We start from the raw sequence: 20426 nt of genomic DNA on the forward strand, positions 1-20426 counted from the left end.
ACAGATTGTCTGATAAATTGTTAAAGAGCAGTGCGACGCGGCGTGGAGCCTGCTGTCGCGAGGTGGCGTATATTACGCTTTCCTCCTTCAGAGTCAAACACTTTTTTCAGCGTTTTTCTCCGGCGGGCCGAATCACTCCGCGCCCTGCTGAGCCGTCTGCGTTGCCGCTTTGCCGTCTCAGTGGTGGCGCATTATAGGGCGTTAATTCCGGCTGACAAGTGCTAATTTAAAGTTTTTGCTCAACCGCTCACTTTCCAAACAACACGCTTTAAAAAGCAACATAATGGGATTCATCACACAAAAAAACGGGCCGGTTGGCCCGTTTTGTACGCTGCATTTATTGATGAGCAACGATTTCCCCCGCTTCCACATCCATTTCAATCGGTTTCCCCGGGACAAAAGCGCCTGAGAGGATCTTCTGCGCCAGCGGGTTTTCAATTTCTTGCTGAATGGCACGCTTCAAGGGCCGAGCACCATAAACCGGGTCGTAGCCATTTTTGCCCAGTAGCTTCAGCGCCTCATCGGTGATGTTTAACTGATAGCCCCGCTCTTCCAACCGTTTATAAAGACGCTGCAGCTGAATTTGTGCGATAGACGCAATATGCTGCTCACCCAGCGGATGGAAGACCACGACCTCATCAATACGGTTAATGAACTCCGGCCGGAAGTGATTACCGACCACCGACATCACCACCTCTTTCATGGCTGGATAATCCAGCGTGCCAAAGCGTTCCTGGATCAGATCCGAGCCGAGGTTCGATGTCATGATCACAACCGTGTTCCGAAAATCGACGGTGCGTCCCTGTCCATCCGTCAATCGACCATCGTCCAGCACTTGCAACAGAATATTGAACACGTCCGGATGCGCTTTCTCGACTTCATCCAACAAAATCACCGAATAAGGGCGGCGGCGTACGGCCTCAGTGAGGTAGCCTCCCTCTTCATAACCCACGTAGCCGGGAGGCGCACCAACCAAGCGCGACACCGCATGTTTTTCCATAAACTCCGACATATCGATACGCACCATCGCATCGTCACTGTCGAACAGGAAGTTGGCCAGCGCTTTACACAGCTCGGTTTTACCCACCCCCGTCGGCCCCAGGAACAGGAAAGAACCAATGGGTCGATTGGGATCGGAGAGCCCCGCGCGGCTGCGTCGAATTGCGTTTGATACCGCCTCGACGGCTTCGTTCTGCCCAATGACGCGCGCGTGCAGATCGCTTTCCATGCGCAGCAGCTTGTCGCGCTCACCTTCCATCATTCGCGCCACCGGAATCCCGGTCCAGCGCGCCAGCACATCGGCGATCTCTACCTCTGTCACGCGGTTGCGTAACAACTTCATGGTTTTGCCTTCAGACTGTGTTGCAATGGCGAGCTGCTTTTCTAACTCAGGGATCTTGCCATATTGCAGCTCTGACATCTGACCAAGGTCGCCCACGCGTCGCGCCTGCTCAAGTGAAAGGCGCGCCTGCTCCAGTTCCGCTTTTATGTTTTGCGTACCGGTTAGTGCGGCTTTCTCCGCGCGCCACTCCTCTTCGAGGCCCGCATAGTCGCGCTCTTTTTGCTCCAGCTCTGATTCGAGCATCTCTAGCCGCTTCACGCTGGCATCGTCTGACTCTTTCTTCAGCGCCTGCTGCTCTAGTTTGAGCTGAATAATACGCCGCTCGAGGCGATCCAACGGTTCAGGTTTTGAGTCAATCTGCAGACGGATGCTGGATGCCGCCTCGTCTATCAAGTCAATGGCTTTGTCCGGCAGCTGGCGATCGGCGATATAGCGGTGCGACAGCGTAGCGGCAGCAACAATGGCCGGGTCGGTAATCTGCACATGGTGGTGCAGTTCGTAACGCTCTTTCAGCCCACGCAGAATCGCGATGGTGTCTTCCACGCTGGGCTGGGCGACAAACACTTTTTGGAAGCGACGCTCAAGCGCGGCATCCTTTTCGATGTATTGGCGATATTCATCCAAGGTGGTAGCGCCAACGCAGTGAAGTTCACCCCGTGCCAGCGCGGGTTTCAACATGTTTCCCGCGTCCATTGCGCCGTCGGCCTTACCCGCCCCCACCATGGTATGCAGCTCATCAATAAACAGAATGACATTACCTTCCTGTTTAGCGAGGTCGTTCAGCACACCTTTCAAGCGTTCTTCAAATTCACCGCGGTATTTTGCTCCTGCCACCAGCGCGCCCATGTCCAGAGCCAACACTCGGCGGCCCTTCAATCCTTCCGGCACTTCGCCGTTGATAATGCGCTGCGCCAGGCCTTCAACGATGGCAGTTTTACCCACACCTGGCTCCCCGATCAGAACCGGGTTGTTTTTGGTGCGCCGTTGCAGGACCTGAATAGTGCGTCGAATTTCCTCATCTCGCCCAATAACCGGATCCAGCTTGCCTTGTTCCGCACGCTCGGTGAGATCAATGGTGTATTTTTTCAACGCCTGACGCTGATCTTCAGCCCCTTGGTCGTTCACGCTGTCTCCTCCACGTAATTGTTCGATCGCTTGCGTGATTTTGTCCGTGGTGGCGCCAGCGGATTTCAGCAGATCGGCCAGCGACCCACGCGAATCCAGCGCAGCCAGAACAAAGAGTTCAGATGAGATAAAGTTGTCACCGCGTTTTTGCGCCAGCTTATCGCATAAATTAAGCACGCGGATTAAGTCGGCCGAGGGCTGCACATCGCCGTCCGTGCCTTCCACTTGCGGCAGACGACTCATTGCCTGTTCGATACTTGTGCGCAGCGTGGCGATATCAACACCCGCATTGCGCAGCAGCGGCAAGACAGATCCGCCTTCCTGATTAAGCAATGCGCTCATCAAGTGAAGGGGTTCAATGAATTGGTTATCATGTCCCAGAGCAAGGGACTGTGCATCGGCGAGGGCCAACTGGAATTTATTGGTAAGACGATCCAGACGCATAATTCCTCCAAAACAGGTCAGAATGCTACTGGAGATTAAAATGAGGTCATCCCTCAAATTTTCAAGTTTAATGACCTGCGCTGTGAGCGAAAAATACGCTACTGGATCGTCTTGCGGCGTAAGGTTATCTCAGCCAGATTAAAGTTGCCATACGTCCGGTGACGCCATCGCGTCGCCAGGAGAAAAAATCATCGCTTTCGGTGTAAGTACAACGCGTCACGCCACTGATGGCATTCACGCCCGCCGCGCTAAGCCGCTGGCGCGCCAGCAGCCATAAATCGGCAAAATAGTTGTCTCCAACTGCGCGGAAAGCCTGCTGTGCTGCGGGGTCAAACGTCATGAAAGCGTCGCGAACTTCCTCGCCGACCTCAAACGCCTGCGGGCCAATAGCGGGCCCCAGCCAGACCAAGATATCTGCAGGTGAACAGTGAAACTGCGCCAGTGTCTTTTCAAGGACGCCGTTGCACAGGCCGCGCCAGCCTGCGTGGGCAGCCGCCACTTCCTTACCGTCTTTGCTGCAAAACAGCACGGGCAAGCAATCCGCCGTCATCACCGCGCACACGACGCCCGATTCACGCGTTATGGCTGCATCTGCATCAGGCAAGATAACTTCAGAGGGCAAACGCACCACATCCGTACCGTGTACCTGGTTTAACCACTGCGGCATAGACGGCAGCAGTGCCTCAACGACCAAGCGCTGGCGGTTTTCTCTCACGTGGCTTTCTATATCCCCCACGTGCACCCCAAGGTTGAGCGAATGCCAGGGTTCGGCACTTACGCCGCCGTGACGCGTGGTGGAGCATGCCCGGACGCACGCGGGAGCCGGCCAGTCCGGGATGATCCAATGACTCACAGCCAGTCCATCTGATCGCGAAACTCATCGGTGTCGGCTTTCAATGCGTCAATCAACGCAACCATGTCCTGCGGCAATGGTGCGTGCCACTCCATTTCAATACCGGTTATTGGATGATAGAGACGGAGCATGGTGGCGTGCAGCGCCTGGCGATCAAACCCGCGCAGCGCAGTGATAAATGCTTCAGACGCGCCTTTGGGCGGGCGCGGACGGCCGCCATACAGCGGATCGCCCACCAGCGGATGGTTGATGTGCGCCATGTGTACGCGAATTTGGTGGGTACGGCCGGTCTCTAAGCGTAAACGCAGACGCGTATGGGCACGGAAGTGCTCCATAATGCGATAATGCGTTGTTGCCGGTTTGCCCATGGGATGCACGGCCATGTGCGTGCGTTTGGTGGCGTGCCGTGCCATCGGCTCATTGACGGTGCCGCCCGCGGTCATCGTGCCGATGGCTACCGCTTCGTATTCACGCGTGATTTCACGCAGCTGCAACGTTTCCACCAAATGCGTTTGGGCGGGGACGGTTTTTGCCACCACCATCAGACCGGTGGTGTCTTTATCAAGACGGTGCACAATGCCCGCGCGCGGCACATCGGCAATCGGCGGATAGTGATAAAGCAGTGCGTTAAGTACCGTGCCGTCTGGATTGCCTGCACCGGGGTGCACCACCAAATCGCGCGGTTTGTTGATCACCAGAATATCGTCATCTTCATAAACGATATTGAGGGGAATATTTTGCGCCTCCCAGCGCTGCTCTTCTTCGATCTCCGCCTCGATCACAACGTGCTCACCGCCCAACACTTTCTCTTTGGGTTTATCGATGATGGCACCGTTGACGCTGACCCGGCGCTCGAGGATCCACTCTTTTATGCGAGAGCGTGAATAATCAGGGAACAATTCCGCCAAAGTTTGATCTAAGCGTTGTCCAAGTTGTGCTTCGGACACCGTTGCGGTGAGGTGAACTTGTTGTGCCATATACAGCTTCTTCGTTAACGTTGGGTTTTCACGGCGATGCCGTTTAATATAATGTGCTATCGTACCTGGTAATAACCGGGAGCTATACGGACAGCTTCCGCCATAACATTTTGAGGATAATCATTTCGTCATGACGCGTATGAAACATCTGGTGGCTGCTGCCACATTGAGCCTGGCACTGGTGGGTTGTTCTGGCTCATCTGACCCAGTCCCAGACAGCCCGCCGTCTGAAATCTATGCCACAGCCCAGCAAAAGCTGCAGGACGGTAACTTTAAAGCGGCGATTAAGCAACTGGAAGCGCTCGATAACCGCTATCCCTTTGGTCCCTACTCGCAGCAAGTACAGCTGGATTTGATCTACGCGTATTATAAAAATGCTGACCTGCCGCTCGCGCAAGCAGCGATCTCTCGCTTTATGCGCCTGAACCCGACGCATCCTAACATCGATTATGTGATGTACATGAAAGGTCTGACGGACATGGCGCTGGATGATTCGGCGCTGCAGGGCTTCTTTGGTATTGACCGCTCCGATCGCGATCCTACCCATGCACGCGACGCCTTCCGGGATTTCTCCCAGCTGCTGCGCAACTACCCGAACAGCCAATACGCAGCTGATGCGCAAAAGCGCCAAGCCTTCCTGAAGGAGCGTCTGGCGAAGTATGAACTTTCGGTGGCGCAATTCTATACCAAACGGGAAGCATATGTCGCCGTTGTTAATCGCGTGGAAGCCATGATGAAGGATTACCCTGACACAGACGCAACGCGTCAGGCACTGCCATTAATGGAAAACGCGTACCGCCAGCTGCAGTTAACTGCAGAAGCCGATAAGGTTGCAAAAATTATCGCTGCAAATCAGTAACGATAACAGGCCCACAAAAAAGCAGCCCTTATGGCTGCTTTTTTTTATTCCGCTCAAGTATTTTCGTTCCGGTTAACTCGTCAATCTTGCCGCCTAATGACTGCACTTTCAAGGGAATTCCCTGTGTTTCCGAGCCTCTCTCACAATTCATCTTGATTGACAAAAAGTGACATTTTTTTGTGATCTAAATCACATAAAAATGTCATCTTCGCGGTATGCTGGATCTACCAAGACGGAAATGACAGAGAGGTTTAACGATGATTCTGAACATTACCAGCAAACAAATGGAAATCACTGCGGCAATCCGCAACCATGTCGAAGACCGTCTCGCCAAGCTAGAAAAATGGCAAACTCACCTGATTAATCCGCACATTGTGTTATCGAAAGAGCCGAAAGAATTTGTGGCCGACGCCACCATCAATACACCTAACGGCACGCTGGTTGCCAGCGCGAAACACATTGATATGTACACCGCCATCAATGACTTGATTGCGAAGCTGGAGCGACAGCTCAACAAAGCTCAGCATAAACCTGAAGCGCGTCGCGCCACGGCCAGCGTGAAAGATTTTATTCCAGCCGAATAAATCACTCGGTTCTACCCACGCGCCTCCGGGCGCGTTTTTTATTGACAGCGTGAAATCCCAGCGGTTAATCTCAATCCACTTTTACCAGGAAATCACGATGAAATCTCAGCCGTTCTTCTTCGCCTTCTTTTTTACCTTCCCCTGACTGGGAGGCGATGCGTCGTGCGAAAATGAAAGCGAAGACGAACGACAAAGCCTCCCAACCGGGAGGCTTTTTTATTGAATATTTTACAGGTGAGCATCATGACCCCCGATAATCCCTTGTTGGCCCTGCGCGATAAGATCAGCGCGGTTGATGAGAAACTCTTGTGCCTGTTGGCTGAACGACGCGCGCTGGCCGTTGAGGTTGCTCAAGCGAAGCTGGCTACCCACCGGCCGATCCGTGATGTTGAACGCGAGCGCGCCCTGCTGGAAAATTTGATCACTTTGGGAAAACAGCACCAGTTAGATGCCCACTACATTACTCGCCTGTTCCAGTTAGTTATCGAAGATTCCGTGCTCACTCAACAGGCTCTGCTGCAAAAAAACCTCAACCATCCTCATGCACACGCGCCTCGTATTGCGTTCCTTGGCCCTAAAGGCTCTTACTCTCACCTCGCCGCACGTAAATACGCGTCACGCCATTTCGACTCCATGGTCGAGATGGGTTGCCAAAAGTTTGTGGATATCATGCATCAGGTGGAAAGCGGTCAAGCGGACTACGCGGTTATGCCGCTGGAAAATACCAGTTCTGGCTCCATCAACGACGTCTACGACTTATTGCAGCATACCTCCCTCTCTATCGTGGGCGAGCTAACCATTCCTATTGAACACTGCGTGCTGGTTAACGGTACCACCGATCTGCAGCAGATTAAGGTGGTTTACAGTCATCCCCAGCCTTTCCAGCAGTGCAGCCAGTTCATCAACCGTTTTCCACACTGGAAAATCGAATACACCGAAAGCACGGCAGCAGCGATGGAGAAAGTGGCTGCGATGAATTCGCCGCAGGTGGCCGCGCTGGGCAGTGAGGCTGGCGGTGAACTTTATGGGCTTCAGGTGTTGGAACGCAATCTGGCAAACCAGCAGCAAAACCATACGCGTTTCATTGTGCTGGCCCGTAAACCGATTGACGTTTCCAGCCAGGTGCCGGCAAAAACCACGCTGATCATGGCTACCGGTCAGCAAGCGGGCGCTCTGGTTGAAGCACTGCTGGTGCTGCGTAAACATAACTTGATTATGAGCAAGCTGGAAAACCGTCCCATTAACGGTAATCCTTGGGAAGAGATGTTTTATATCGATGTGCAAAGCAACCTGCAGTCAGAGAGTATGCAACAGGCGCTGGATGAGCTGGCCGGGCTTACGCGCTCACTGAAAGTATTAGGCTGTTATCCGGGCGAAAATGTCGTGCCGGTGGAACCGCGCTTGTAATAAAAAAGGCATCCCACGTGGATGCCTTTTTTAACTTACCGGCTGTCGTTAGCCGAACGCAGCATACTGCGACTCTCAATCAGGAAACGCGGAGCGTAATCACCGAACCAGTGAGATACCCGTTCGAAGCTCGCCACAAACGCCTGTTTGTCACCGTGCTCAAGCAAATGAATAGCTTCACCAAACCGCTGATAGTAACGCTTAATCAGCGCGAGATTATTCTCGGACGACATGATGATGTCAGCATAAAGCTGCGGATCCTGCGCAAATAGCCGCCCGACCATCGCCAGCTCCAGCCGATAGATTGGCGAAGAGAGCGCCAGCAGCTGCTCGAGATCGACATTCTCTTCAGCCAAGTGCAATCCATACGCAAATGTCGCGAAGTGGCGCAGCGCCTGGATAAACGCCATGTTTTGATCGTGCTCGGTCGCGCTGATCCGATGAAGCCGTGCGCCCCAGACCTGAATTTGTTCTAAAAACCACTGATACGCTTCCGGCTGGCGCCCATCGCACCACACAACAACTTGCTTCGCCAGGCTGCCGCTGTCAGGCCCAAACATGGGATGTAATCCCAATACTGGCCCGTTGTGCGCGGCTAACATTGCCTGCAGCGGTTGGTTTTTCACCGAGGCAATGTCCACCAGAATACAGTCGTCCGGCAGCCGCGGCAGCGAGGCGATAATCTGCTCGGTCAGGTGGATAGGCACGCTGATAATAACCATCCCCGCCCCTTCAAACAGCGTATCCGCCTCATCCCAGTTGTCTTTATCCAGGATCCGTACCTGGTAACCGGAGAGCGTCAGCATTTTTTCAAACAGCGAGCCCATCTTGCCTCGCCCGCCGACAATCACCACTGGGCCAAGCGTGGGGCATAGCGTTTTAAAGCCTTTGTCGTTTTCATGCGCGTATGACTCACGCATTAAGCGCCGCAGCACATCTTCAATGAGATCCGGCGAGACGCCCAGCGCTTCCGCTTCTTGACGACGTGAGGCCAACATACTCGCCTCACGCTCCGGGACATAAATAGGTAACCCGTGGCGGCTTTTAACGTCGCCCACCTCGGCTACCAGCGCCAGTCGTTTAGCCAATAGGCCAAGCAGGGCTTTATCCACTTCATCAATTTGATCGCGCAATGCGTTCAGTTCAGCCACCATGAATCATTACACCTCGTGTGACAGACGCGCCGACAGCACACCTTGCAGATCCTGATGCAGTTCACGCAGCAGCATCTCGGTGGTTTCCCAGTTGATGCAGGCATCCGTAACCGATACACCGTATTTCATTTCGCTACGCGGTTGCTCGGAGGATTGATTTCCCTCGTGCAGGTGACTTTCCAGCATCAGGCCGATGATCGAGCGATTACCATCTTTGATCTGCGCGATAGCCGATTCGGCTACGCCAGGCTGGCGACGGTAGTCTTTGTTAGAGTTACCATGGCTGCAATCTATCATTAAGGCCGGACGGAGTCCTGCTTTGACCATCTCTTTTTCACACTGCGCGACATCTTCCGGGCCGTAATTGGGCGCTTTGCCGCCGCGAAGAATCACATGCCCGTCGGGGTTCCCCTGCGTTTGTAGCAGACACACTTGCCCTGCCTGATTAATCCCCACAAAGCGATGCGGCATCGCCGCGGCGCGCATGGCGTTAATGGCCGTTCCCAGGCTGCCGTCAGTGCCATTTTTGAACCCAACCGGCATGGAAAGCCCTGACGCCATTTCACGGTGCGTTTGTGATTCCGTGGTGCGTGCGCCAATCGCGGACCAGCTAAAGAGATCGCCGAGGTATTGCGGACTATTAGGATCGAGGGCTTCGGTCGCCAACGGTAAGCCCATCTCGACCAAATTCACCAGCAGCTGACGCGCAATATGCAGACCCGCTTCCATATCAAAGGAGTTATTCATGTAAGGATCGTTGATCAGCCCTTTCCAGCCAACGGTGGTACGGGGTTTTTCAAAATAGACGCGCATAACGATATACAGCTGATCCTTCAACTGCTCAGACAAATCTTTCAACAGACGCGCATACTGAAGCGCCGCTTCGGTATCGTGAATAGAACACGGCCCGCATACCACGAGCAAGCGCGGATCGCGTCCCGCAATGATATCTGCCACCGTTTGACGCGACGCGGCAATTTGCGCTTCCTGCGCCGCCGTCAGCGGAAACTTCGCTTTGAGCGCTTGGGGGGTGATCAGTATTTGTTCGTCTGCGATGTGCACATTATTCAGCGCGTCTTTTTGCATGGTGGCGATCCTTTTGTACTCGTTAGGCGGTTTGCGATCCTTATGAAGGACAACGTCACTCTACCAAACTATGTACATTTTGCAATCCATAGGTGTACACATTTATTACCAATCAATAAGACGCTACTCATTTATTATTAATAAATATATAAAATTCATAATCTTAAACTAACAATAACCCACCAACCCGCCGCCGCATAGGTGTAAACATTAAATTACATCAGCAACTCTGACGCAATCTCACTCACTTACAATGTGATTTGCGATTAACACCTTAACCTGGATAAGGCAAGGCAGGTTTGAAGGCTGGCCACGCTCTCAAGCGCTCATTCACACGCCGCCAGAATGGATGTGCTAGCAAGACGCCTTTTTTCACCCCGCAGACACCAGAGAAAGAGAACGGCAGGCGTTTCTGGAGAAAAGGACCTTTGCATAAACGCGCATAAAAAAGGGGCTGGCCAATCGGCCAACCCCTTGTTTGCTATTAACTTTGAGAAGTCGCTTACGCGAGCTCTTAGTTAAGACGCTCTTTAATACGAGCAGACTTACCAGTACGCTCACGCAGGTAGTACAGTTTGGCTTTACGCACAGCACCACGACGTTTGACAGTAATGCTGTCAATTACCGGAGAGTGAGTCTGGAAGACACGCTCAACGCCTTCGCCGTTAGAAATCTTGCGAACAGTGAATGCAGAGTGCAGACCGCGGTTACGAATAGCGATAACCACGCCCTCGAATGCCTGCAGACGTTTTTTAGAACCTTCAACGACCCACACTTTCACTTCCACGGAATCACCCGGACGGAATGAAGGTACGTCCTGCTTCATCTGCTCTTGTTCAATTTGCTTAATAATGTTGCTCATAATTAAATCTCATATCCTGGGTAAACTGATAGTCAGGGAAGATTACTCTTCCACCTCATCGTTTTGTTGCTGCTGATGTTCCCGCTGGAACTCACTTAGCAACCTTGCTTGCTCTTCAGTCAGAGCCAGGTTTTCCAGAAGTTCAGGTCTTCTTAGCCAGGTACGGCCTAGCGACTGTTTCAGACGCCAGCGGCGAATGTCAGCATGGTTTCCCGACAGTAACACTGGCGGTACTTCCATCCCTTCTAACACTTCAGGTCGGGTATAGTGAGGGCAATCCAGCAACCCATCCGAAAAGGAGTCCTCATCGGCTGATGCCTGCTTCCCCAGTACGCCGGGTATAAACCTGGCGACTGAATCAATCAGCGTCATCGCGGGTAGCTCACCACCGCTGAGCACGTAATCACCGATTGACCACTCTTCGTCAATCTCAGTGTGAATCACACGCTCATCGATCCCTTCATAACGACCACAAACCAAAATCAGCTTCTGGTGGGTCGCCAGCTCGCAAACGCCCGATTGGTCCAGTTTGCGGCCCTGAGGTGAAAGATAAATCACCTTGGCGCCATCCCCCGCCGCTGCTTTCGCTGCGTGGATGGCATCCCGTAAGGGTTGCACCATCATCAACATTCCCGGTCCGCCGCCGTAAGGACGATCGTCCACGGTACGGTGCCGGTCGTGCGTGAAGTCACGAGGACTCCAGCTTTCAATGTTGAGCAGGCCATTTTTTACTGCCCGGCCAGTTACCCCGTACTCGGTAATAGCGCGAAACATCTCTGGAAACAGGCTAATAACACCAATCCACATCGCGTTCGCCGTTGCGTTACCGGAATGTCCGGAGATCAAAAACCAGGATCCCAATCTACTTCAATCGTGCCAGTAGAGAGATCGACTTTCTTGATAACCTGTTCATCAAGAAACGGGATTAACCGCTCTTGTGCACCGAATGCATCTTTCAGGTTTGCCTTAACGACAAGCACGTCGTTTGAGCCGGTCTCCATCAAATCAATGACTTTGCCCATCTCATAGCCCTGAAGGTTTACCACTTTGCAACCCATAAGGTCTTTCCAGTAGTAATCGCCTTCTTCCAGGGCTGGCAGCTGCGTCGAGTCAACCGTGATTTCGCAATTGGTCAACTGAGCGGCAGCATCCCGATCGTCAATGCCTTTGACTTTGATGATCAGGTCCTGATTGTGGTGCTTCCAACCCTCAAGCTCTACCTGCTGCCATTTACCGACGTGCTGGATAAACCAGGGTTGATAGTCGAAGATACTTTCAGCGTCTTCAGTGGAGGAAAACACTTTGAGCCAACCCCGAATTCCGTAAGCGGCACCCATTTTGCCCAATACGATTGGGTTAACGGGAGGCTGTGCGGCAGGTTTACTGCTCATGCTCACCACCGTGACAGATTAAGCTGCTTTCTTTGCTTCTTTGATCAGCGCGTTAACGCGATCAGAAAGCGTTGCGCCCTGGCCAACCCAGTGCTCGATACGGTCCAGATCCAGACGCAGACCTTCAGCCTGACCAGAAGCGATCGGGTTGAAGAAACCTACGCGCTCGATGAAGCGACCATTACGTGCATTGCGGCTGTCAGTGACGACGACCTGATAGAACGGACGCTTTTTCGCGCCGTGACGTGCCAAACGAATTGTTACCATAACATCCTCATTAGTTAATAAAGCACTCGGGCCCCATCGAGGAACGGGGCCCGAGCACGATATAAAAAGCCCGAAAATTTTACTCATTTTGGCGTAAAAAGCAACCTATGAGCGTCAAATTTCCGTCTTTATCGGTGGTCGCTTAGCGACCAGGGAAGCCGGGCGGCATCATGCCTTTCATGCCACGCATCATTTTGGCCATACCGCCCTTCTTCATTTTCTTCATCATGCGCTGCATGTCGTCGAACTGCTTCAGCAGACGGTTGACATCCTGCACCTGCATTCCCGACCCCGTCGCGATGCGACGCTTGCGAGAACCTTTGATGATCTCGGGTTTTTCGCGCTCTTTGCGCGTCATCGAATTGATGATGGCTTCCATGCGCACCAGCACTTTGTCATCCATCTGCGACTTCACGTTGTCAGGCAGCTGACCCATACCGGGGAGCTTGCCCATCAGGCTTGCCATGCCACCCATGTTGCGCATTTGCTTGAGCTGCTCAAGGAAGTCATTGAGATCGAAGCCGTCGCCCGTTTTCAACTTCTTCGCCAGCTTCTCGGCCTGATCGCGATCGACCTTACTTTCGATATCTTCGATCAGCGACAGTACATCGCCCATGCCAAGGATACGCGACGCGATACGCTCAGGATAAAACGCCTCCAGCGCATCGGTTTTCTCGCCCATCCCCATAAACTTGATGGGCTTGCCGGTGATATGACGAATAGACAGCGCGGCACCGCCGCGCGCGTCACCGTCAACCTTGGTCAGAATCACACCGGTTAACGGTAGCGCTTCGTTAAAGGCTTTGGCGGTGTTCGCCGCATCCTGACCGGTCATGGCATCAACCACAAACAGCGTTTCCACCGGATTGATCGCGGCGTGCACCTGTTTGATTTCATCCATCATCGCTTCATCAACGTGCAGACGGCCGGCGGTATCCACCAGCAACACGTCGTAGAACTGCAAACGGGCTTCTTTCAGCGCGTTTTGAACGATATCAACCGGCTTCTGGCTCAAATCAGAGGGGCAGAAATCCACGCCCACCTGCTGGGCCAAGGTCTCCAGCTGTTTAATCGCCGCTGGACGATAGACGTCGGCAGAAACGACCAACACCTTCTTCTTGTGTTTCTCACGCAGGAACTTACCCAGCTTACCGACGCTGGTCGTTTTACCTGCGCCCTGCAGGCCCGCCATCAGCACAACGGCAGGCGGCTGCGCATTAAGCGCGAGCGCGTTGTTTTCTGCGCCCATTGCCGCAACCAGTTCGTTACGGACAATTTTGATGAATTCTTGACCCGGCGTCAGGCTTTTGTTGACGTCATGCCCCACCGCGGCTTCTTTAACGCGGTTAATGAACTCACGCACCACCGGCAGCGCGACGTCAGCTTCAAGCAATGCCATGCGCACTTCGCGCAGCGTGTCTTTAATGTTGTCTTCGGTCAGCCTTCCACGGCCGCTGATGTTGCGCAGGGTTTGCGACAAACGATCGGTTAAATTATCAAACATGCTCTCTCACTTAAGACCCGTAGCGAGGCCGCCAGAGCGGCACAATGCGGCGGATTATAACACGAAGCCCGGCCGATCTCTGCAATTGACCTTCAGATCGTTTGGAGCCTGCTTCGGCTGGCGCTATACTTCTTTTCCTTGTTTGACCGAGACCTGAAAGGATCTATGTCCGTTTTTGCGATCGTAGCGCTGTTCGCCTACTCACTCAGCCTTGCGCTGATTATCCCCAGCCTGCTTAAACGCAATAGCGGCTGGCGCCGTTTTGCCGTGCTCTCCGCCTGTGTAGCCCTTATTGCCCATGCCGTGGCGCTGCAGCAGCGTATTTTCGCCGTGGATAACGGGCAAAACCTCAGCCTGCTGAATATCGGTTCATTGGTGAGTTTGCTGATCTGCGCCATCATGACGATTGTCGCCTCGCGCAATCGCGGCTGGCTGCTGTTGCCCATCGTTTATGGCTTCGCCCTGATTAATCTCGCTTTTGCCACCTTTGTGCCAAATGCTTTTATTACGCATCTTGAAACCACCCCGGGCATGATGGTCCATATTGGCCTATCGTTATTTGCGTACGCCACGCTGATTATTGCTGCGCTTTATGCGCTGCAGCTGGCGTGGATTGACTACCAGCTGAAAAATAAAAAGCTCGCGTTTACGCAAGATATGCCGCCGCTGTTGAGCATTGAGCGCAAAATGTTTCATATCACGCAAATTGGCGTCGTGCTCCTGACGCTGGTGCTCTGCACCGGGCTGTTTTTCATGGATAACCTGTTTAGCGCGGAAAATATTGATAAAGCTGTACTTTCTATCATCGCTTGGTTCGTCTATATCGTTTTGCTTTGGGGTCATTACCGCGAAGGCTGGCGAGGACGGCGTGTCGTGTGGTTCAACTGCGGCGGCGCGCTTTTACTGACGATGGCCTATTTCGGCAGTCGTATGCTTCAGCACCTGCTCACTTCTCATTAAAGGAACTTTGCGTTGGAACAGGTTTCAACCACCACGTTGATCATCATTCTGGTCATCATGGTGCTGGTCTCTGCCTATTTCTCCGGGTCAGAGACCGGCATGATGACACTAAACCGCTACAAGCTGCGCCACAAAGCCAAAAGCGGTAACCGTAGCGCGCGTCGCGTTGAAAAGCTTCTACGTAGACCGGATCGCCTGATAAGCCTGGTGCTGATCGGTAATAACCTCGTCAATATCCTCGCGTCGGCACTGGGCACCATAGTCGGCATGCGACTGTATGGCGATGCGGGCGTTGCCATCGCAACCGGTATTTTGACTTTTGTTGTGCTGGTGTTCGCAGAGGTGCTGCCGAAAACCATTGCCGCGCTCTATCCCGAAAAAGTGGCCTACCCCAGCAGCTTTTTACTGACGCCGCTGCAGTATGTGATGCTGCCGCTGGTGTGGCTGCTCAATACCATTACGCGCTTTTTAATGCGCATGGTAGGTATCAAAACCGAAGGCTCCGTGAGCGCGGCGTTAAGCAAAGAAGAGCTGCGTACCATTGTGTATGAGTCGCGCAGCCTGATCTCTCGCCGTAATCAGGACATGCTGCTGTCCGTGCTCGATCTCGAAAAAGTAAACGTGGATGACATTATGGTGCCGCGTAACGAGATCGTGGGCATTAACGTCAACGACGACTGGAAATCCATTGTGCGTCAGCTGAGTCACTCTCCACACGGACGCATTGTGTTGTTCCGCGACTCTCTGGACGACACCGTCGGTATGCTGCGCGTGCGCGAAGCCTGGCGCATGATGACTGAGAAAAAAGAGTTTAATAAAGACCGCCTGCTGCGCGCTGCTGACGAAATTTACTATGTGCCAGAAGGCACCGCGCTGAACGTGCAGCTGGTGAAATTTCAGCGCAACAAGAAAAAGGTCGGTCTGGTGGTCGACGAGTATGGTGATATTAAAGGCTTGATCACCATCGAGGATATTCTGGAAGAGATCGTCGGTGATTTTACCACGTCTATGTCGCCATCGCTGGCAGAAGAAGTGATGCCGCAGAATGACGGCTCCGTGCTGATTGAAGGCAGCGCAAACGTGCGTGAAATCAATAAAGTTTTTAACTGGTCACTGCCAGAAGAAGAAGCGCGTACCATCAACGGCATGCTGCTTGAAGCGCTGGAGGAGATCCCGCGCGTGGGCCGCCGCGTGCAGGTCGGCAAGTACGATATCAATATTCTTGATGTGCAGGACAACATGGTGAAGCAGGTGCGCATTACGCCGCATCAGCCGCTGAAGTCGTCAATCGGTTCCTGACGGCCACATAGAAAAAAACGCCGCTGAATCAGCGGCGTTTTTTTTGTCTGCTATTAGAGATGCAGCTCTTTTAGCTTTTCAGCAGGCAACGTCAAATCTTCGTTGCGGTTGACGCCAATATCGTGCGCCAGCACATTACGTGCGATCTGCTGCGCTTCGTCGAGGGAGTGAAGCTTGTAGCTGCCGCACTGATACTCGTTCAATTCTGGAATCTGGTTCTGATCTTTTACTTTCAGTACATCTTCCATCGCGCCTTTCCAGGCTTTTGCCACGCGCTGCTCGTCCGGTGCGCCAATCAGGCTCATGTAGAAGCCGGTGCGGCAACCCATTGGCGAGATATCAACAATCTCAACGCCATCACCGTTCAGGTGGTTGCGCATAAAGCCAGCAAACAGATGCTCCAGCGTGTGGATGCCGCGCTCGGTCAAAATATCAATGTTCGGACGGCAGAAACGCAGGTCAAAAACGGTGATGGTATCGCCATGCGGAGTTTTCATGGTCTTTGCCACGCGTACGGCTGGCGCATTCATGATGGTGTGATCAACGGTAAAACTGTCCAGTAGTGGCATACGTCACCTCCTGTTTTGAGAATTTTTAAAAAAAGATGAAACTTTTCCGTTTGCCCAGCGTCTGAATATATGAAAGACGCGCATTTGTTATCATCATCCCTAACAACAGAGATGTTACTTTTGGCCACAGTGATGTGGCCATTTTCTTTTTTACCCTTCCCGCGTCGCAAGGTACGCTTCGAAATCAAGCGTGTCGCTCTTCTCTAGCTTCTCCTGCGCCTGCACGGATTCTTTCGCCTGACGGCTGAAGTCGTCTTCCGTCAAAATCTCATACGCTTCTTCGCACAGCATATGATGATACTGTTCTGCCAGCGCGGCGCCTGCACCTGTCAGACCATTCTCTTTAATCGCATGGAGAATGCGCGCCGAATAGGTTAGCTCAGGATCGTCAAACGACGCTACCAGTTGATCGCTTACCTGCTGATACTGCGTGTCATTGTGGTGGCTGTCCAATACTTCCGCCACGCGACGGAGATCGGCAAACAGCGCTTTACCCACGTCATCTAACGCATGCTCCGTTTCACTGCATCCTACGCCAATCATCAGGCCAGGCTTGCGCCCTTCCATCACCACGCGGTTCCAGTTTTTACGGCTGCACAGCAGTTCATCTGCACTCATTTCTGGTGCATCAGCCAGCGTACACCATATCAGGAAGAGATCGAGGAAACGTGCTTGATCGGCGTCCACGCCCACCGGCGAGAATGGGTTGATGTCGAGCGAGCGCACTTCGATATATTCAATGCCACCGCGCAGCAGCGCATCAGAAGGCGCTTCGCCGGAGCGTGTCACGCGTTTCGGACGGATAGGTGCATAAAGTTCGTTTTCGATCTGCAACACATTGGTGTTCAACTGGCGCCAATGACCGTCTGCATCTTTGACGCCCATTGCGGCAAACTCTTCCGACGGCGTCTTAATAGCCGCTTTAAGGGCAGCCACGTAGCCGTCCAGTGAATTGAAGGTAATTCCCAAACCGCTTTGCGATTTGTTGGTATAGCCCAAATCGCTCAGGCGCAGTGAGGTGGCATACGGCAGCCAGAGCGTGTCTTTGCCATCGGTTTCAAACGGCAGCTTACTGACGCGGCCCTGCAGGAAAGAGCTGCTGATCGCGGGCGAGGCGCCAAAGAGGTAAGGGATGACCCAGCCATAGCGATAATAGTTGCGGATCAGCCGCAGATAACCCGCAGAAATCGTCTCTTTACCGCTTTCCGCGTCTTTAACGTCGGCCCATTCTTGCCAAAAAGAGAGCGGCAGCGAGAAGTTATAATGCACGCCGGAAATGATCTGCATCAGGGCGCTGTAACGATTCTTAAGCCCTTGCCGATAGAGCGTTTTCATTTTGCCGATGTTTGAGCTGCCGTATTGCGCCAGCTGGATGTTTTCCGCATCCTCAACGTACCCTGGCATACTGAAGGGCCACATCCGCTCATGCCCGAGCTCACGCGCCACATGGCGGTGAATATCGCGCAGGAAGGCCAGCGATCGATCGATGTCTTGATCCACTGGCGTAATGAACTCCAGCAGCGTTTCCGCGAAGTCAGTGGTAATCCAGTCGTGTTTTAACGCTGAACCCAGCGACGCGGGATGACCCGTGGTCGCAAGTCGGCCATCAGGATCAACACGCAGCGTCTCACGTTCGATGCCACGACCAATCCCCTTTAACGCGTCAGGATGCGCCTCAAGCCAGGCGAGCGCTTTAGATACGTCCGGGATCACATTACCCTCCCGCTGTGCGAATAATTTATTTTTGTTCAGCATAATGTTAAACGTAGCCTCGAATCTGTGCGAATCAATGCCACCATTCCATACCTTGTAAAGTGGCGATCGCGATAACGCTATAACGCAGGGTTTTACCCAAAGCGAGAAACAGTACGGTGGGCAGCCATGCAAAACGCAGCCAGCCTGCCAGAACGCACAATAAATCGCCCACTACCGGCAACCAGCTAAAAAGCAGTGCTGCAGGCCCCAGTCGGTGTAACCACGTCATTGCTGTGTCATGCCATCGCCCTTGAGTTTTAAGCGGCAGAAGGCGACCAAGTAAAATGTTAGTAAGACCACCCAGCGTATTTCCCACTGATGCAGCCAGTAATAATCCGGAGACCGATCCTTTTTTGGCGACCAGTAAAGCAACCAGGACGGCTTCTGAACTTCCGGGGAGCAGCGTGGCGCTTAAAAAACTACTGCCAAACAGTGCGCCATAGCTCAGGAGTGCGCTCACAGTGAACGGACATCAACAACGTCCATGCCCGCTGCTTTAGCCGCCTGAATCCCAAAATCGGCATCTTCGAATACCACACATCGCGTGGGATCAACGCCCATAAGCTGTGCGCAGCGCAGAAACGTATCAGGATGAGGTTTGTGGCGCGTAACATCATCTGCACCGACCACGGCATCGAATAAGTGATAAACATCCAAAGCGTCAAGCAGCATTTTCGCCAGGCTGTGTTCACTGCCGGTACCCACTGCCAGAGGACGGTGACCGTGCCAGGCTTTCACTACATCCATTAGCGGTAACGGACGGACATCATCCAACAGCATGGTTTTCAGCGCTGTGGTTTTTTCCGCCGCTAACGCATGAGGATCGAGCGAAGCATTATTGAGATCAATGATGAACTGCGCCAACTGCCATGACGGCGCACCATTGAAACTCACCATTTTTTCTTCATCCATGGTGAGATCGTAGCGGCGCAGCACGTGCTGCCAGGCTTTTCGATGTGTCGGCTCAGTATCAAGAAGAGTGCCGTCCATATCGAAAATCAGGGCATCATATTGGTCGTACATTTTTGCTCCGTCCTGCACCACAAAATGAGACCTTACTTTAGCGTAATGCGCTCAGGTTGTCGCCAGGGGCGATTAACCGCAAATGCTTTGAATGCATTAGCTATTTTCCTTTTCAGAAAAAGGTCAGAGCGCGATACCAGGGATAAATGGCGGTAAAATCAACAATTTCAATCGGCCCGAGTAAAGAGGTCGCTTAGCGCAGCCTGCATCGGCCCCGGGGTAAAAGCGTCATTTTGCGGCGATTGAGACGGGGTAGACGCACTGGCAAAACTCGCGGCACACGACAGGAAGGGCTGCATAAAGGCGTAAAACGACATGGAACATGACAAGAGGGATGATTCAAAACGGAAGATGGTGCATCCAGGAGGATTCGAACCTCCGACCGCTCGGTTCGTAGCCGAGTACTCTATCCAGCTGAGCTATGGATGCATTGAGAGATTATTCGCGATGCTGTACCGCAACGAATCTAAGGGTATGACGAGAAGATGGTGCATCCAGGAGGATTCGAACCTCCGACCGCTCGGTTCGTAGCCGAGTACTCTATCCAGCTGAGCTATGGATGCATTGATGTTTTTTCTAACGATGATTTACTGCTGACAACCTGAGAACGTGACGAGAATGGTGCATCCAGGAGGATTCGAACCTCCGACCGCTCGGTTCGTAGCCGAGTACTCTATCCAGCTGAGCTATGGATGCATTGGATAATTCTTGTACAGCGCAGGGTGATTGCAACTCACCATGAAAGGGATAACCTTTTTTGTTTTTCCGAATGGTGCATCCAGGAGGATTCGAACCTCCGACCGCTCGGTTCGTAGCCGAGTACTCTATCCAGCTGAGCTATGGATGCATCGGAAAATGGCGGTGAGGCGGGGATTCGAACCCCGGATGCAGCTTTTGACCGCATACTCCCTTAGCAGGGGAGCGCCTTCAGCCTCTCGGCCACCTCACCTTACGCGTTCTTGCGA

Annotated in this window: 20 protein-coding genes, 5 tRNA genes and 1 other annotated feature; of the genes, 6 read left to right on the plus strand and 19 right to left on the minus strand. The window is 53.0% G+C overall.

The window, feature by feature from the left end:
- Nucleotides 1-337 precede the first annotated feature (337 nt).
- The 3 genes from clpB to rluD all read right to left on the minus strand — a co-directional run bounded on the left by clpB (nucleotide 338) and on the right by rluD (nucleotide 4741).
- Entirely contained in the window at nucleotides 338-2911 is a 2574-nt protein-coding gene (gene clpB, locus LU196_RS06050) for an ATP-dependent chaperone ClpB (RefSeq protein ID WP_232758889.1), read from the minus strand.
- 124 nt (nucleotides 2912-3035) lie between these two features.
- Nucleotides 3036-3764 carry a purine nucleoside phosphorylase YfiH gene (yfiH, locus tag LU196_RS06055; protein WP_232758888.1) on the minus strand — a complete coding sequence of 243 codons (729 nt, stop codon included), beginning with the start codon at nucleotides 3762-3764 and terminating at the stop codon, nucleotides 3036-3038.
- Nucleotides 3761-4741, minus strand: coding sequence for a 23S rRNA pseudouridine(1911/1915/1917) synthase RluD (gene rluD / locus LU196_RS06060; protein WP_232758886.1), 981 nt, complete (start codon nucleotides 4739-4741; stop codon nucleotides 3761-3763). Before rluD ends, yfiH begins: the two co-directional genes overlap by 4 nt.
- Before the next feature lie 130 nt (nucleotides 4742-4871).
- On the opposite strand from rluD, the gene bamD reads away from it, so the two are divergent.
- From bamD to pheA, 4 genes are all read left to right on the plus strand, one after another.
- The gene (gene bamD / locus LU196_RS06065; RefSeq protein WP_232758884.1) at nucleotides 4872-5600 is read left to right on the plus strand and encodes an outer membrane protein assembly factor BamD; all 729 of its coding nucleotides are present in this window, start codon (nucleotides 4872-4874) and stop codon (nucleotides 5598-5600) included.
- Between the two features lie 257 nt (nucleotides 5601-5857).
- Complete coding sequence (raiA, locus tag LU196_RS06070; RefSeq protein ID WP_232758882.1) at nucleotides 5858-6184, plus strand: ribosome-associated translation inhibitor RaiA; 327 nt, start codon at nucleotides 5858-5860, stop codon at nucleotides 6182-6184.
- A 96-nt stretch (nucleotides 6185-6280) separates the two neighbouring features.
- Nucleotides 6281-6405, plus strand: a sequence feature (Phe leader region).
- Nucleotides 6282-6329 (plus strand): pheA operon leader peptide PheL, encoded by a 48-nt coding sequence (gene pheL, locus LU196_RS06075; RefSeq protein WP_232758919.1) that lies wholly within the window; start codon nucleotides 6282-6284, stop codon nucleotides 6327-6329. It overlaps the preceding feature by 48 nt.
- A 22-nt stretch (nucleotides 6406-6427) precedes the next feature.
- Entirely contained in the window at nucleotides 6428-7591 is a 1164-nt protein-coding gene (gene pheA, locus LU196_RS06080; RefSeq protein ID WP_232758880.1) for a bifunctional chorismate mutase/prephenate dehydratase, read from the plus strand.
- A gap of 35 nt (nucleotides 7592-7626) precedes the next feature.
- On the opposite strand, the gene tyrA is transcribed toward pheA, so the two are convergent.
- The 7 genes from tyrA to ffh form a co-directional block, all read right to left on the minus strand.
- On the minus strand, nucleotides 7627-8745 hold the full coding sequence (tyrA, locus tag LU196_RS06085) for a bifunctional chorismate mutase/prephenate dehydrogenase (protein ID WP_232758877.1): 1119 nt from the start codon (nucleotides 8743-8745) through the stop codon (nucleotides 7627-7629).
- A gap of 6 nt (nucleotides 8746-8751) precedes the next feature.
- Entirely contained in the window at nucleotides 8752-9831 is a 1080-nt protein-coding gene (locus LU196_RS06090; RefSeq protein WP_232758875.1) for a 3-deoxy-7-phosphoheptulonate synthase, read from the minus strand.
- Between the two features lie 514 nt (nucleotides 9832-10345).
- The gene (rplS, locus tag LU196_RS06095; protein ID WP_031374778.1) at nucleotides 10346-10693 is read right to left on the minus strand and encodes a 50S ribosomal protein L19; all 348 of its coding nucleotides are present in this window, start codon (nucleotides 10691-10693) and stop codon (nucleotides 10346-10348) included.
- Nucleotides 10694-10735: 42 nt separating this feature from the next.
- Complete coding sequence (gene trmD, locus LU196_RS06100) at nucleotides 10736-11500, minus strand: tRNA (guanosine(37)-N1)-methyltransferase TrmD (protein WP_232758873.1); 765 nt, start codon at nucleotides 11498-11500, stop codon at nucleotides 10736-10738.
- A gap of 35 nt (nucleotides 11501-11535) precedes the next feature.
- Nucleotides 11536-12084 carry a ribosome maturation factor RimM gene (gene rimM / locus LU196_RS06105; RefSeq protein ID WP_232758871.1) on the minus strand — a complete coding sequence of 183 codons (549 nt, stop codon included), beginning with the start codon at nucleotides 12082-12084 and terminating at the stop codon, nucleotides 11536-11538.
- A gap of 18 nt (nucleotides 12085-12102) precedes the next feature.
- Nucleotides 12103-12351: a 30S ribosomal protein S16 gene (gene rpsP / locus LU196_RS06110; RefSeq protein WP_007893313.1), complete on the minus strand. Its 249-nt coding sequence runs from the start codon at nucleotides 12349-12351 to the stop codon at nucleotides 12103-12105.
- A 142-nt stretch (nucleotides 12352-12493) separates the two neighbouring features.
- A complete protein-coding gene (ffh, locus tag LU196_RS06115) occupies nucleotides 12494-13855 on the minus strand; it encodes a signal recognition particle protein (protein ID WP_232758870.1) in 1362 nt (453 codons plus the stop codon).
- 165 nt (nucleotides 13856-14020) lie between these two features.
- On the opposite strand from ffh, the gene LU196_RS06120 reads away from it, so the two are divergent.
- Entirely contained in the window at nucleotides 14021-14815 is a 795-nt protein-coding gene (locus LU196_RS06120; RefSeq protein WP_232758868.1) for an inner membrane protein YpjD, read from the plus strand.
- A gap of 12 nt (nucleotides 14816-14827) precedes the next feature.
- Entirely contained in the window at nucleotides 14828-16114 is a 1287-nt protein-coding gene (locus tag LU196_RS06125) for an HlyC/CorC family transporter (RefSeq protein ID WP_232758867.1), read from the plus strand.
- Between the two features lie 53 nt (nucleotides 16115-16167).
- On the opposite strand, the gene luxS is transcribed toward LU196_RS06125, so the two are convergent.
- The 9 genes from luxS to LU196_RS06170 form a co-directional block, all read right to left on the minus strand.
- Nucleotides 16168-16683, minus strand: a complete 516-nt coding sequence (luxS, locus tag LU196_RS06130; protein ID WP_232758865.1) for an S-ribosylhomocysteine lyase — start codon at nucleotides 16681-16683, stop codon at nucleotides 16168-16170.
- 150 nt (nucleotides 16684-16833) lie between these two features.
- Complete coding sequence (gshA, locus tag LU196_RS06135; protein WP_232758863.1) at nucleotides 16834-18438, minus strand: glutamate--cysteine ligase; 1605 nt, start codon at nucleotides 18436-18438, stop codon at nucleotides 16834-16836.
- Between the two features lie 31 nt (nucleotides 18439-18469).
- A complete protein-coding gene (locus LU196_RS06140) occupies nucleotides 18470-18871 on the minus strand; it encodes a YqaA family protein (RefSeq protein WP_255697790.1) in 402 nt (133 codons plus the stop codon).
- A gap of 23 nt (nucleotides 18872-18894) precedes the next feature.
- Entirely contained in the window at nucleotides 18895-19461 is a 567-nt protein-coding gene (gene yqaB / locus LU196_RS06145) for a fructose-1-phosphate/6-phosphogluconate phosphatase (RefSeq protein WP_232758860.1), read from the minus strand.
- Between the two features lie 352 nt (nucleotides 19462-19813).
- A tRNA-Arg gene (locus tag LU196_RS06150) sits at nucleotides 19814-19890 on the minus strand.
- Between the two features lie 57 nt (nucleotides 19891-19947).
- A tRNA-Arg gene (locus LU196_RS06155) sits at nucleotides 19948-20024 on the minus strand.
- Between the two features lie 56 nt (nucleotides 20025-20080).
- Nucleotides 20081-20157: transfer RNA gene (locus LU196_RS06160), tRNA-Arg, on the minus strand.
- Nucleotides 20158-20231: 74 nt separating this feature from the next.
- Nucleotides 20232-20308, minus strand: a tRNA-Arg gene (locus LU196_RS06165).
- Between the two features lie 9 nt (nucleotides 20309-20317).
- Nucleotides 20318-20410 (minus strand) — tRNA-Ser (locus LU196_RS06170).
- Between the last annotated feature and the right edge of the window lie 16 nt (nucleotides 20411-20426).

Source organism: Pantoea sp. Mb-10 (assembly GCF_021272205.1).
Lineage (GTDB): Bacteria > Pseudomonadota > Gammaproteobacteria > Enterobacterales > Enterobacteriaceae > Pantoea.